At 66.3% G+C, this 12,334-nt stretch carries 11 protein-coding genes and 1 tRNA gene; 4 read left to right on the plus strand and 8 right to left on the minus strand.

Annotation, left to right across the window (positions count from 1 at the left end; genetic code table 11):
- Window positions 1-18: 18 nt before the first annotated feature.
- Both rng and ACUXVE_RS05175 read right to left on the minus strand, forming a co-directional pair.
- Entirely contained in the window at window positions 19-1,506 is a 1,488-nt protein-coding gene (gene rng / locus ACUXVE_RS05170) for a ribonuclease G (RefSeq protein WP_025879287.1), read from the minus strand.
- A complete protein-coding gene (locus ACUXVE_RS05175; RefSeq protein WP_222388626.1) occupies window positions 1,499-2,107 on the minus strand; it encodes a Maf family nucleotide pyrophosphatase in 609 nt (202 codons plus the stop codon). The genes rng and ACUXVE_RS05175 overlap by 8 nt, the downstream gene beginning before the upstream one ends.
- 130 nt (window positions 2,108-2,237) lie before the next feature.
- Between ACUXVE_RS05175 and ACUXVE_RS05180 the strand changes: the two genes are divergently transcribed.
- From ACUXVE_RS05180 to arcD, 4 genes are all read left to right on the plus strand, one after another.
- Window positions 2,238-2,975 carry an SIMPL domain-containing protein gene (locus ACUXVE_RS05180; protein WP_222388625.1) on the plus strand — a complete coding sequence of 246 codons (738 nt, stop codon included), beginning with the start codon at window positions 2,238-2,240 and terminating at the stop codon, window positions 2,973-2,975.
- 219 nt (window positions 2,976-3,194) lie between these two features.
- Complete coding sequence (locus ACUXVE_RS05185; protein WP_222388624.1) at window positions 3,195-3,851, plus strand: energy transducer TonB; 657 nt, start codon at window positions 3,195-3,197, stop codon at window positions 3,849-3,851.
- A 216-nt stretch (window positions 3,852-4,067) separates the two neighbouring features.
- Window positions 4,068-6,860 (plus strand): TonB-dependent receptor, encoded by a 2,793-nt coding sequence (locus ACUXVE_RS05190; RefSeq protein WP_445513944.1) that lies wholly within the window; start codon window positions 4,068-4,070, stop codon window positions 6,858-6,860.
- Window positions 6,861-6,968: 108 nt separating this feature from the next.
- Window positions 6,969-8,390, plus strand: a complete 1,422-nt coding sequence (gene arcD / locus ACUXVE_RS05195; protein ID WP_222388622.1) for an arginine-ornithine antiporter — start codon at window positions 6,969-6,971, stop codon at window positions 8,388-8,390.
- Between the two features lie 19 nt (window positions 8,391-8,409).
- Here arcD and ACUXVE_RS05200 read toward each other — a convergent pair whose 3' ends face one another.
- From ACUXVE_RS05200 to holA, 6 genes are all read right to left on the minus strand, one after another.
- The gene (locus tag ACUXVE_RS05200) at window positions 8,410-9,360 is read right to left on the minus strand and encodes an alpha/beta hydrolase (protein WP_445513945.1); all 951 of its coding nucleotides are present in this window, start codon (window positions 9,358-9,360) and stop codon (window positions 8,410-8,412) included.
- Between the two features lie 159 nt (window positions 9,361-9,519).
- Window positions 9,520-9,596 (minus strand) — tRNA-Asn (locus tag ACUXVE_RS05205).
- 22 nt (window positions 9,597-9,618) lie between these two features.
- Complete coding sequence (gene rlmH / locus ACUXVE_RS05210; RefSeq protein ID WP_025879294.1) at window positions 9,619-10,089, minus strand: 23S rRNA (pseudouridine(1915)-N(3))-methyltransferase RlmH; 471 nt, start codon at window positions 10,087-10,089, stop codon at window positions 9,619-9,621.
- Between the two features lie 63 nt (window positions 10,090-10,152).
- Window positions 10,153-10,566, minus strand: a complete 414-nt coding sequence (gene rsfS, locus ACUXVE_RS05215; protein WP_025879295.1) for a ribosome silencing factor — start codon at window positions 10,564-10,566, stop codon at window positions 10,153-10,155.
- Window positions 10,567-10,624: 58 nt separating this feature from the next.
- Window positions 10,625-11,290: a nicotinate-nucleotide adenylyltransferase gene (gene nadD / locus ACUXVE_RS05220; protein WP_222388621.1), complete on the minus strand. Its 666-nt coding sequence runs from the start codon at window positions 11,288-11,290 to the stop codon at window positions 10,625-10,627.
- A 3-nt stretch (window positions 11,291-11,293) separates the two neighbouring features.
- Window positions 11,294-12,331 carry a DNA polymerase III subunit delta gene (gene holA, locus ACUXVE_RS05225; RefSeq protein WP_222388620.1) on the minus strand — a complete coding sequence of 346 codons (1,038 nt, stop codon included), beginning with the start codon at window positions 12,329-12,331 and terminating at the stop codon, window positions 11,294-11,296.
- Window positions 12,332-12,334 lie beyond the last annotated feature (3 nt).

A 12,334-nucleotide genomic window follows, 5' to 3' on the forward strand; every position in this document is an offset into this window, starting at 1 on the left:
GCAGACAGTCGGCCTGGATCAGAGCAGAACAACATCGAACTGCTCCTGCAGGTACTGCTCGTCCGCCTGGAAGCGGATGCTCTTGCCGAGGAACTCCTCCAGCTCGGCCACGGCCGTGGATTCTTCATCGGTGATCCGCGCCACCACCTTGCTGGACGCGATAACCAGCAGGCGCGCGGCATCGAACTGGCGCACCGCGCGGGTGATCTCGCGGAAGATCTCGTAGGTCACCGTTTCGGTGGTCTTGATGGTGCCGCGGCCACTGCACTGCGGGCAGGTTTCCGACAGCTGGCGCTCCAGGCTTTCCACCGTGCGCTTGCGCGTCATCTCCACCAGGCCCAGCGGCGAGAAGTCGTACACCGTGGTCTTGGCATGGTCGCGGGCCAGCGCCTTTTCCAGCGTGCGCAGTACCTGGCGGCGATGCTCGGCGTCATCCATGTCGATGAAGTCGATGATGATGATGCCGCCCAGGTTGCGCAGGCGCAGCTGCCTGGCCACCGCCTGCGCGGCCTCCAGGTTGGTGCGGAACACCGTCTCTTCCAGGTTGCGCTGGCCGAGGAACGAGCCGGTGTTGACGTCGATGGTGGTCATCGCCTCGGTCTGGTCGATCACCAGGTAGCCACCGGATTTCAGCGGTACCTGCTTGTCCAGCGCACGGCCGATCTCGTCCTCGACCCCGAACATGTCGAAGATCGGACGATCGCCGCTGTAAAGCTCGATCTTCTCTGCCAGCACCGGCATGTACTTGGCCACGAACGCCTGCAGCTGGGCGAAGGTCTCCTTCGAGTCCACCTTCACCTTGTCCACGTCCTTGCGGATCAGGTCGCGCACCGAACGCAGCGGCAGGCTCAGGTCTTCATAGATGTTGCTGCACGACGCCGCCTCGCGGCCGCGGCGCTCGACCACGTTCCACACCCGTGACAGGTAGGCGATGTCTTCGGCAATGGCCTCGGCCGGCTGGCCCTCGGCATTGGTGCGCACGATGTAGCCGTAGCCACCGTGCTGGGCCGACAGCTCGGTCACCAGCGCCTTCAGCCGCGCGCGCTCACCTTCGTCCTCGATGCGCGCCGACACGCCCACCACCTTCGACTGCGGCAGCAGCACCATGTAGCGCGAGGGAATGCTGATCTGGGTGGTCAGGCGTGCGCCCTTGGTCCCGATCGGATCCTTCACCACCTGCACCACGATGTCCTGGCCGTCGCGCAGCAGCTCCACGATCGGCACGCTGGATGGCGGCGGCAGGGTCGTGTTCTCGGTATCGGCGCTGGCCACCGGCGCCGGCCGCACCACGTCGTTGGCGTGCAGGAACGCGGCGCGCTCCAGGCCCACTTCGACGAATGCCGCCTGCATGCCCGGCATGACCCGTTGCACCTTGCCCTTGTAGATGTTGCCGACCACACCCCGGCGCCAACCGCGCTCGATGTGCAGCTCCTGCAGCATGCCGTTCTCGATCACCGCGACCCGGGTTTCGCGCGGGGTCACATTGACCAGGATTTCCTCAGACATCGGCAGCCTCCCTGGCGGCATCAGCAGTTGGGGCCAGCACGCCGCAGCGGGCCAGCAGACGATCGGTATGCAGCAACGGCAGCCCCATGACACCGGAGTAGCTGCCGGAAAGGTGTTCGATCCAGCGCTCGGCACCGCCCTGGATGGCATAGGCACCCGCCTTGTCCAGCGGCTCGCCGGTGGCGACGTAGGCAGCGATGTCGGCGGACTCGATGGCGGCGAAGGTGACCTCGGAAACAACCAGTTCGCTGTCCAGCCCGCGCGCATCCACCACCACCACGGCGGTCATCACCTGATGGGTGCGCCCGGCCAGCCGTGCCAGCATCGCCCGCGCGTCGGCCGCGTCGGCCGGCTTGCCGAATACTTCGCCATCGAGCACCACTTCGGTATCCGAGCCCAGCACCCGCGCCTGCGGGTCATCGGCCAGCACCCGCGCCAGGCCGGCGCGCGCCTTGTCGGCGGCAACCCGGCAGACATAGTCCTGGGCACTTTCAGAGGCCGCGCGCTGCTCGGCGACCTCCAGGTCCAATGCCTGGAAAGGGTGTCCGAGTCGGGCCAGCAGCTGGTTGCGTCGGGGGGAGCGGGAAGCAAGATAGAGCATCGACACAGCATAACCTGACGCCGGTACCTGAATCGTCGGACAATCCTCCCTGGGCGCCTGCAACCCCGAACGGACTCACAACGCGTTCATCGCTACGACACCACCCTCACTGCCACAACAAGGAGATCCCATGCGCCGCACCGCCACCCCGCTGCTGCTTGCCCTGTCCCTCGCTCTTGGAGCTTCGATGACCGCCCATGCCGCCCCGTCGTCGCCGTCGATCGCCGCCGCGGCCGAAGGCACCCTGCTGAACATCTCGGCCAACGCCGAAGCCACCCGGGTGCCGGATGTGGCCACGCTGTCGGCCGGTGTGGTCACCCAGGCCACCGACGGCAACAGCGCCATGCGCCAGAACGCCCAGCAGATGGACAAGGTACTGGCTGCGATCAAGGCCGCCGGCATCGCCGAGCGCGACGTGCAGACCAGCGGCGTCAGCCTCAACCCGCAGTACCGCTATGCCGACAACGAAGCCCCGAAGATCACCGGCTACCAGGCCAGCAACACCGTCAGCCTGAAGGTCCGCGACATCGCCAAGCTCGGCAAGGTGCTGGACGCGCTGGCCGCGCAGGGTGCCAACCAGATCAACGGCCCGCAGTTCGAGATCGACCAGCCCGAGCCGGTCTATGACGAAGCGCGCCTGGCGGCACTGAAGAAGGCCCAGGCCCGTGCGCAGACCTATGCGAAGTCGCTTGGCCTGCAGGTGCGCCGCATTGTCAGCATTTCCGAGAACGCCGGTGGCGGTTTCCGCCCGATGCCGATGATGCGTGCGCAGGCCGCCGGCATGGCAATGGACAAGGCCACCCCGGTCGCCCCGGGTGAGTCGACCGTCTCGGTGAACCTGGACGTGGTGTTCGAACTGGGCCGCTGAGGCGCCTTGCGTTCAACCGACGGCGCCCTGCGGGGCGCCGTTTTCGTTTCCACCGCCGCCGTGCCGGCAGCGTTACATGAAGGGCAGCCCAACGCTGCCGCCCCTGCCTCTAGGCAGTGGTGGAGGCGGCGCGCTAATGATTGACTGCCAGCCGCGTGCGGCAACCCCGATGGCGGCCCTGGTGCGTTGAGGACTTCGACACTGGCATGGAGGTGGACCATGGTTCGTACGTATCCCGTAGTACCCCTGCACTTCGATCCCGCCCGCGTTGCCGCCTGGAGTGCGGCCATCGCCCTGCATCTGCTCGCGTTCCTGTTGTTGCTGATCCCGGCGACCTACCAGGCCATCACCGCGCTGCCGCGCGATCAGACCACGGTACGGTTCATTCCCAGGGAAGAGCCCAAGCCGATCGAGCCGCTGCCGGTACCGACCAAGCCTGAAAAGGTGGAGGTGGTGCACAAGCGGCAGGCCACGCCGGTGCCTGCAACGCTGCCGACGCCCACCGCGACCGTCGAGGAGGCCCAGGGCATCATCCTGCCGGCGGCCGAGCCGACCGCAGTGCAGGCTGCGCCGACCATTGCCCCGTCCACGCCGCTGGCCGGCGCCCAGCTGCAGTACCGCAGCAACCCGCCGCCCAGCTATCCGATCCAGGCCCTGCGCAATCACGAGCAGGGCACGGTGCTGCTGCGGGTGGAAGTGGACCCCAGTGGCCAGCCGGTGAACGTCAGCATCGAACGCAGCAGCGGCTCGCGCAGCCTGGACCAGGCCGCCCGCCAGCAGGTGCTGCGCCACTGGCGTTTCGTGCCGGCCGAGCGTGATGGCATGGCCGTTCCCGCCATCGGCATGGTGCCCGTGCAGTTCTCCCTGCCCGACTGAGCCACGGACCGGCCCGGCAGCACGCCGGGCCGGTCACAACGGTGAATGGGCCCGAACAGGGCCAAGCTGCCCGGTTATTTGAACTTCGTTGGAAAACCGTTACGAATTTAGTAAAACTTCACACCTTCGTCACCTGCCGGAAACCTAGATTGACGCGTCCCGGGACACACCGGAGACAGCCCTCAATGCTCGAGTTTTCCAGTCAGGAGAGAAGCTGTGAAACACCCGATCCAACGGCCCGCCAGCCGCCGCCGCAACCACCTGGCAACGTCCATCACCCATATCCTCACCGGCGGTGCCCTGCTGCTCGCCGGGGCCGTGGCTTCCTCTTCTGCTTTCGCGCAGGAACAGGCCACCAACCTTGACCGGATCACCGTCACCGGTTCGAACATCCCGCGCACCAACACCGAGACACCGTCGCCGGTGCAGGTGGTGACCCGCCAGGAAATCGATCGCACCGGCAAGACCTCGCTGGCCGAGTACCTGCAGACCATCACCGCTGATGGTGCCGGCTCCATTCCCAAGACCTTCGGCAACGGCTTCGCCGGTGGCGGCGCCGGCATTTCGCTGCGCGGCCTGGGTGCCGGCTCCACGCTGGTGCTGTTGAACGGCCGCCGCATGGCCACCTATGGCCTGGCCGATGACGGCCAGAAGGTGTTCACCGACCTCAGCACCATCCCGCTCGACGCTGTCGAACGCGTTGAAGTGCTGAAGGACGGCGCCTCGGCGATCTACGGCTCCGACGCCATCGCCGGCGTGGTCAACATCATCCTGCGCAGCGACTTCCAGGGCGTGATCCTGCGCGGTTCCTACGGCCTGTCCGGCGACAGCGACGGCGACGCCAGGAAGGCGACCCTGACCGCGGGTACCGGCGACCTGGCCAGCGACGGCTGGAATGCATTCTTCAGCCTGGACGTCGGCAAGACCGACGCCATCAAGATCAGCGACCGCAAGAACCGCAAGTGGATCGGCACGGGCGACACCCGCCAGTGGGGCTATGACAAGACCGCGCAGTTCCTGGGCGGCGCGTACACCCGTGGCGGCACCTCGGGCGGTTCCGGTCCGAACGGCTCCTACCTGGACGCGACCGGTCATCTGGTCCCGCTGCCGGGCTGCGCGGGCTTGACCACCATCGGTGGCCAGACCCCTGCCAGCATCGCCACCGACGGCTGCCTGTTCGATCCGGCGCAGCAGTACCGCGACCTGATTCCGGAAGAGAAATACGTCAACGTGTTCGGTCGCGCCAGCTTCGCCTTCGGTGAAGGCGGCGAGGTCTACACCGAGATCGGCTACTCGAAGAAGCAGACGATCTTCAGCAATACCCCGTCCGGCGTATCCGGCGGCTGGGGCTATCCCGGCGGTCCGGTCAACGCCAACAGCGGCTCGGGCGCCACTACGCTCGGTGCCACCCACCCGGACAACCCGACCGGTGCGCCGGTGCGCCTGCGCTACTCGGCCTGGGACGTCGGCCCGCGCGTTACCGACAACACCAACGAGTTCAACCGCTTCCTGGTTGGCGTGAAGGGCAACTGGGGTGACTGGAGCTACGACACCGCCTACCTGCACTCGGGCACCGACCTGACCAACAAGCGCACCGGCTTCCTGAACTACGACAACGTGCGTTGTGCATTGGCCAACCCGAACTGCGCCGGTGGCGTGTGGCGCATCGGCGACAACGCCGGCCAGAACTCGCAGGCACTGTACGACTTCATCTCGCCGATGATCAGTGCACGCGCCAAGTCCAGCCTGGACATGTTCGACTTCACCATGTCGCGCAGCCTGATGGACCTGAAGGGTGGCCCGCTGGGCCTGGCGTTCGGCACCGAATGGCGCAAGACCAGCAACAGCCTGACCCCGCAGACCTTCACCGACACCGGCGACATCATCGGCCTGGGCTATTCGGCCTACGACGGCACCCAGAACGTGTACGCAGGCTACGTCGAACTGTCCGCACCGGTGCTGGAGCAGTTGGAGCTGTCGGCCGCCATGCGTTACGACAAGTACGAGAGCGGTGAAGGCAAGGCCACGCCGAAGCTGGGCGTGAAGTGGACCCCGGCCGACTGGATCGCCCTGCGCGCCAGCTACGCCGAAGGCTTCCGCGCGCCGAACCCGGCCGAGAACGGTGACGGTGGCTTGGCGGCCTTCTCCACCGCGGTCGACCCGATTCGTTGCCAGATCAGCGGCAACAACGCAGCGGAGTGCGGCGCAAACTCGGTGGCGATCATCACCAAGCCGAACAAGCTGCTGAAGCCGGAAGAGTCCAAGAGCTACTCGGTCGGCATCGTGCTGCAGCCGACCTCGTCCACCTCGATGACCGTCGATGCCTGGCAGATCAAGCGCACCAACGAAATCGTGCAGGGCAGCACTTCGGCGGCGATCCTCGCCGGCAACGTCCTGCGTGACAGCAACGATCTCAATGGCGTGGCCAACAGCGGCACCATCCTGGCAGTCAACACCGCCTACGTGAATGCCAGCTCGTCGCGCGTGCGCGGTATCGATACCGATATCCGCCAGACCTTCGATATCGGCCCGGGCCAGCTGGAGCTGGACCTGCAGTGGAGCCACATCCTGAAGTTCGAGCGTACCGAAGGTGGCGACACGGTTGACTACGTGGGTACCCACGGCAACTGCGATGTCACCAACTGCATCGGCACGCCGAAGGACAAGGTGAACTTCGGCACCACCTGGAAGCAGGGGCCGTGGAGCGTCAGCGCCGTTGCCAACTACATCAGCAAGATGGAGAACAAGGACAAGCGTGGCGGCGACTACCTGGCCTTCTACGCCGATGGCGAGCCGGTGAAGAAGATTTCTTCGTTCACCACGATGGACCTGTCCGGTCGCTGGAGCATCAACGATTCGTTCGAACTCAACGCCTCGGTGGCGAACGTGTTCGACCGCATCGCCCCGCTCGATCCGACCACCTACGGCGGCGTGAACTACAACCCGATGCACTTCTCCGGTGCGCTGGGCCGTTATTACACCGTCGGCTTCAAGTACACCTTCAAGTAATACCGCTGCCGCTTCACCTGCAAAGGCCCGGGCTCACGCCCGGGCCTTTGCTTTTTTCCACACGCGACAGCGTCCATCATGGGCATCCCGACACCTGCGCCGCACGTGATGCCCTCATCCAACCAACGCCTCGGCCTGGCCGCACTGACCGCACTGGTGGTCGGTTCGATGGTCGGCGCCGGCATCTTCTCGCTGCCGCAGAACGTGGCGCGCAGCGCCGGCCCGGCCGCCGCGCTGATCGGCTGGGCGGTAAGCGGTGCCGGCATGCTGATGCTTGCCTTCGTGTTCCAGGCCCTGGCCAATCGTCGCCCCGACCTGGACACCGGCATCTATGCGTATGCGCGCGAAGGTTTCGGCAACTACATCGGTTTCTCCGCCGCCTGGGGCTACTGGGTCGCTTCGGTGCTCGGCAACGCCAGTTTCTTCGTACTGATCTTCAGCGGTCTCGGCCACTTCGCACCGGTGTTCGGCGAAGGCAATACACCGGCCGCCATCGCCGCATCGTCGCTGTTGCTGTGGACCGTGCACTTGCTGGTACTGCGTGGCCTGCGCACCGCGGCGATCATCAATGGCCTGGTCACCGTGGCCAAGCTGGTGCCGATTGCGCTGTTCCTGATCCTGGCAGCCGGCGCATTCCGCATGGACGTGTTCCGCGCCGACTTCTTTGGCGCCCCCGCGCTGGGCGACATGGGCCAGCAGCTGCGCGGCATGATGCTGGTCACCGTGTGGGTGTTCATCGGCATTGAAGGTGCCAGCATCTATTCGCGGCGCGCGGCACGACGCGCCGATGTCGGCCGCGCCACGGTGATCGGCTTCCTCGGCGTGTGGCTGCTGCTGGTGCTGGTCAGCCTGCTGTCGATGGGCGTGTTGTCGCAGGTCGAACTGGCCGGTCTGCCCAATCCCTCGATGGCCTATGTGCTGCGCGCGATCGTTGGCGAATGGGGCGCGACGGTGATCATCATCGGCTCGATCATCTCGGTGCTGGGCGCGCTGCTGGCGTGGGTGCTGCTGTGCGCCGAAGTGCTGTTTGCCGCCGCTGGCGATGGCACGATGCCGGCCTTCCTCGGCCGCGAGAACGCGCGTGGCGTGCCCGCCAATGCGCTGTGGTTGAGCAATGGCCTCATCCAGTTGTTCCTGCTGCTGGTGCTGTTCAACTCGGGCAGCTACACCAGCCTGGTGCTGCTGGCGGCGTCGATGAGCCTGGTGCCGTACTTCCTGTCCAGCGCATTCGGCGTGAAGCTGGCCTGGCGGGGCGAGGCATACGCCAGCGCGGCCGGTGCCCGCTGGCGCGACTTCATCGTCGCGCTGCTGGCCAGCGCCTATGCGTTGTGGCTGGTGTATGCCGGTGGCCTGGACAACCTGCTGCTGTCGGTACTGCTGTATGTGCCAGGCGTAGTGCTGTACGCATTGACCCGGCGCCAGCGTGGCGAGCGGGTTTTCACACAGTGGGAAGGGGTGTTGTTCGGTGCGATCCTGGTGGTGGCGATCGCGACGCTGGTGGCGTTCGCCCGTGACGCGCTGACCTTGTAAGGCCGAGCCACGCCCGACGCTAGTGCTTCGTCAGCATGCCGATGTCATGCATCCAGCGTTCTGCCAGGCTGGGCCATGCCGACACCGGTGCATCTTTCAGGCGCAGGCCGAACGCGTGGCCGCCGTGCGCGAACAGATGCATTTCAACCGGCACGCCGGCCCCGATCAGTGCGCGGTGATAGACCAGTGCGTGACGGACATCGTCCGTCGGATCATCGGCGGCCTGCACGATGAACGTCGGCGGCGCCTTTGCGTCGACCACGATGTCTTTTTCCAGCGAATCATCCTTGCGTACCCAGAGATGCCCTGGATACAGCAGCATCGCGAAATCCGGCCGGCTGGACTGCACATCGGCCGCATCCAGCGGTGCATAGCTGCGCTGCGCATGCGTGCTCACCCCCGCCACCACATGGCCGCCGGCCGAGAAGCCGATCACGCCCAACCGTTGTGGATCGATCTTCCAGCGCGCGGCCTGCGCACGCAGCAGGCCCATTGCCCGCTGCGCATCCTGCAAGGCCATCGGCACGGCCGGAATGTCGCGGCAGTTGCATTCGCGATCCCAGTTCGGTCCCGACGCCGGTACGCGATACTTCAGCAGTGCGCAGGTGACGCCCTGCTCGGTCAGCCAATCGCAGATCTCGCTGCCTTCCAGGTCGATCGCCAGCACGTTGTAGCCACCACCCGGTATCACCATCACTGCCGTGCCGTTGGGCGAGCCTTTCGCCGGGAACACGGTGAGCGTGGGCACGGCCACATTCTGCAACATCATCCAGCGCTCGCCACTGGCCCTGGACACGGTTTCGCTGACCTGCTCGCGGCCTTTCAGCTTCGGTGGCGCCATCACCTGCCCATCGGGCCACAGAGGGAATTCGGTGGTACCGGCCGGCGGTTGCCAGGTGGCAGGCGCGGCGGCCGATGCGGTAAATGGCAGCAGGGCCATCAGCAGGCGAAATGCAAAGCGAGCGCGCATCGTCAACATCCACGTGATGGACCTGCAGTGTAGAGTCGAGTCCGCTCCAAAGATCGCGCGCAATGCATCCACGCATGGCGTGGATCCACCGCCGCACGCGGCTGCACGGCACGACGCAACAAAAAAGGCCTGCATCTTGCGATGCAGGCCTCTTGAATGTGGCGCCCGAAGTTGGACTCGAACCAACGACCCCCTGATTAACAGTCAAGTGCTCTAACCGGCTGAGCTATTCGGGCAGACCGCCAGTATAACGACTCTTCACGCGCGATGGTAGGGGTGATTGGCCAACATCGCAGCAGCGCGATACAACTGCTCGGCCACCACCAGCCGCACCAGCATGTGCGGCAGCGTCAGCGGGCCGATCGACCACTTTTCGTCGGCCAGCGCAGACACTTCCGGCGAGTGCCCTTCCGGGCCGCCGATCAGGAACGCCAGGTCCCTGCCCTGTCCACGCCAGTGTTCCAGGCGCTGCGCCAGCTGTTCGGAACTGAGCTGGCGGCCCGGTACGTCCAGCGCAACGACATAGGCATTCTTCGGCAACGCAGCGATCACCCGCTTGCCCTCGTCCTCGGTGGCGCGGCGTGCATCGCGCCCTTTGCCACGCAGGCCGGGCTCGATCTCCACCAGTTCAAAGGGCAGCCAGTGCGAGAGCCGCTTCTGGTACTCGGCAAACCCCTGCGCCACCCAGCTGGGCGCGCGTTCGCCGGTGGCGATCAGGCGGGCTTTCATCCACATTCCTCCAAAACGTCGACGGCGCCATCGGCGCCGTCGAAAACCGCATCAACGAATGGCTCAGGCCACTTCGTCGTCATCGTAGGACGGCGGCTGGTCGCCAACGGTCCACAGGCGCTCGAGCGCATAGAACTCTCGCACGCGCGGCAGCATCACGTGCACGATGACGTCGCCCAGGTCGACCAGCACCCATTCGGCTTCACGCTCGCCTTCAACACCCAGCGGCATGACGTCGATGTTCTTGGCAAAGCGCACGACTTCGTCGGCGATGGACTTCACATGGCGGGTCGAAGTACCCGACACGACCACCATGTAGTCGGCGACGCTGGACTTGCCGCGTACGTCGATCTCGACCGGGTCCTTGGCCTTCAGGTCTTCGGTGGCTTGACGGACGCTGGCCAGCAGTTCCGGCACGGAGGGCGGCGGGCTGGGCAGATCGACCTTGATGGTCTGGGGCTGGGTCTGGTTGCTCAAAGCGGGTCGACTCGATAAACGTGGGGGCGATTATACGGGCACAGCGCGGCAACCGTATTCACGAGGTGCGGGAGCGGTACAGGCCATGGCCAGAAACATAGTCGGCCACCGCTGGCGCCAGCATGGCCCGCCAAGGGCCGCCCGCGGCGATCTGGGCGCGCACGGCACTGGCCGATTCCACCCGCAACGGATGGTGCAGGCGCAGGATGCGGCCAGCCGGGCTGGTGAACAGGGCCTGCTCGTTGTCGGCCCAGCGCCCCTCGGTGGCCTGGCCCAGCGCGCCGTCGACACTGGCCCGCAGCGGGCTGCCGGGCCGCTCGGCAACGATGAAATGAGCCAGACCGAACAGCGCCTGCCACTCGTGCCAGCTGGGCAGGCCCAGCAGGCTGTCGGCCCCGACCAGCCACGCCAGCGGGCGGCTGGGGCCCAGTTCGGCACGCAGTTCGCGCAGGGTATCGACGGTATAGGACGGTCGGCCAGGGAAGCGCTCGGCCCGATCCAGCTCGCGCCGGTCCAGCAGCAGGCCCGGCTCATCGCCGATGGCCAGGCCGAGCATGTTGCAGCGTTGTTCGGCGTTGGCGCCGGGCGCTGGCCGATGCGGCGGATCGGCAGCAGGCAACATGCGCACCGCCACCTGCAGCTCATCCCGTGCGGCGCGCGCGATTGCCAGATGGCCCAGATGCACCGGGTCGAAGGTGCCCCCGTAGTAGATCCGCAGGCTCATGGATCAGGCCCGGGCGAGCAGGCGCACCGCACGTGCCTCGGCCACCGCCACCAGCAGGCGCTCAAGTGCAAGCCAGGCATCACCGTCTGCGCGGCCCTTGGCGATGCGGTCAACCAGCCCTGCTTCGGCCACGAAACGCTCCCAGCGCTTGCCTTCCGGGTGCCGCTGCAGCGCGCGCTTGTAGGGCGCCTGCCGCGATTCCCAGATACCGCGGGATTTCATCTCCGCCGCCAGATTGCCGCCACGTGCCTGTACCCGTGCCAGGCCGGCACCGGCCAACAGCTCGCGGATCACGATAGGCATCAGCGCGGCGACGGCCTCGCCTTCGCCGCGCAACCCGGCCAGCATCCTCAATACCGCTTGGGGCTGGCCGGAGAAGGTGGCTTCCACCAACCGGAACACGTCGTAGCGGGCGGCATCGGCCACCAGCGACTCCATCCGTTCCACGTCCAGGGTCTGGCCGTCGGCCAGCAATACGAGCTTGTCGATCTCCTGCGCAGCCGCCAGCAGGTTGCCTTCCACGCGTTCGGCCAAGCGCTGCACGGCCGCCGGTTCGGCGCGCAGGCCCCTGCTGCGCAGGCGGCGTTCGATCCAGTCCGACAGCTCATGCGGCTTGATGGCCCAGGCCACCGACAGCACGCCGACGCGGTTCACCGCCTCGGCCCATTTGCCCTGGTGGGCCTTGCTCCATTCATTGGCGGTGATCATCAGGATCACGTCCGGCGCCGGGTTGGCGCAGAACCGGCTGATCACCTCACTGCCATCCTTGCCCGGCTTCCCGCTGGGCAGGCGCACTTCCACCAGGCGGCGGGCACTGAACAGGCTGGGGGCATTGAAGCTGGCGTCGAGCTGGTTCCAGTCGAAATCACGGCCATCGGCATCGAACACTTCGCGCTCGTCGATGCCGGCCGCACGTGCACGGGCACGCACGGCATCAGCCGCCTCCAGCACACGCAGCGTTTCCGGACCGGCGATCAGGTAGACCGGCGCCAGCGCCGTGTCAGCGCCCTGGCCGGCCAACTGTTCCGGTCGCAGTTCCATCGG

The sequence above is a fragment of the Stenotrophomonas sp. 3(2025) genome, from assembly GCF_052665395.1.

What these genes read in the sequence shown, in the direction of transcription:
- rng (WP_025879287.1), bottom strand. Translation starts at nt 1,506, where the DNA reads ATGTCTGAGGAAATCCTGGTCAATGTGACCCCGCGCGAAACCCGGGTC.
- ACUXVE_RS05175 (WP_222388626.1), bottom strand. Translation starts at nt 2,107, where the DNA reads ATGCTCTATCTTGCTTCCCGCTCCCCCCGACGCAACCAGCTGCTGGCC.
- ACUXVE_RS05180 (WP_222388625.1), top strand. Translation starts at nt 2,238, where the DNA reads ATGCGCCGCACCGCCACCCCGCTGCTGCTTGCCCTGTCCCTCGCTCTT.
- ACUXVE_RS05185 (WP_222388624.1), top strand. Translation starts at nt 3,195, where the DNA reads ATGGTTCGTACGTATCCCGTAGTACCCCTGCACTTCGATCCCGCCCGC.
- arcD (WP_222388622.1), top strand. Translation starts at nt 6,969, where the DNA reads ATGCCCTCATCCAACCAACGCCTCGGCCTGGCCGCACTGACCGCACTG.
- ACUXVE_RS05200 (WP_445513945.1), bottom strand. Translation starts at nt 9,360, where the DNA reads ATGCGCGCTCGCTTTGCATTTCGCCTGCTGATGGCCCTGCTGCCATTT.
- rlmH (WP_025879294.1), bottom strand. Translation starts at nt 10,089, where the DNA reads ATGAAAGCCCGCCTGATCGCCACCGGCGAACGCGCGCCCAGCTGGGTG.
- nadD (WP_222388621.1), bottom strand. Translation starts at nt 11,290, where the DNA reads ATGAGCCTGCGGATCTACTACGGGGGCACCTTCGACCCGGTGCATCTG.
- holA (WP_222388620.1), bottom strand. Translation starts at nt 12,331, where the DNA reads ATGGAACTGCGACCGGAACAGTTGGCCGGCCAGGGCGCTGACACGGCG.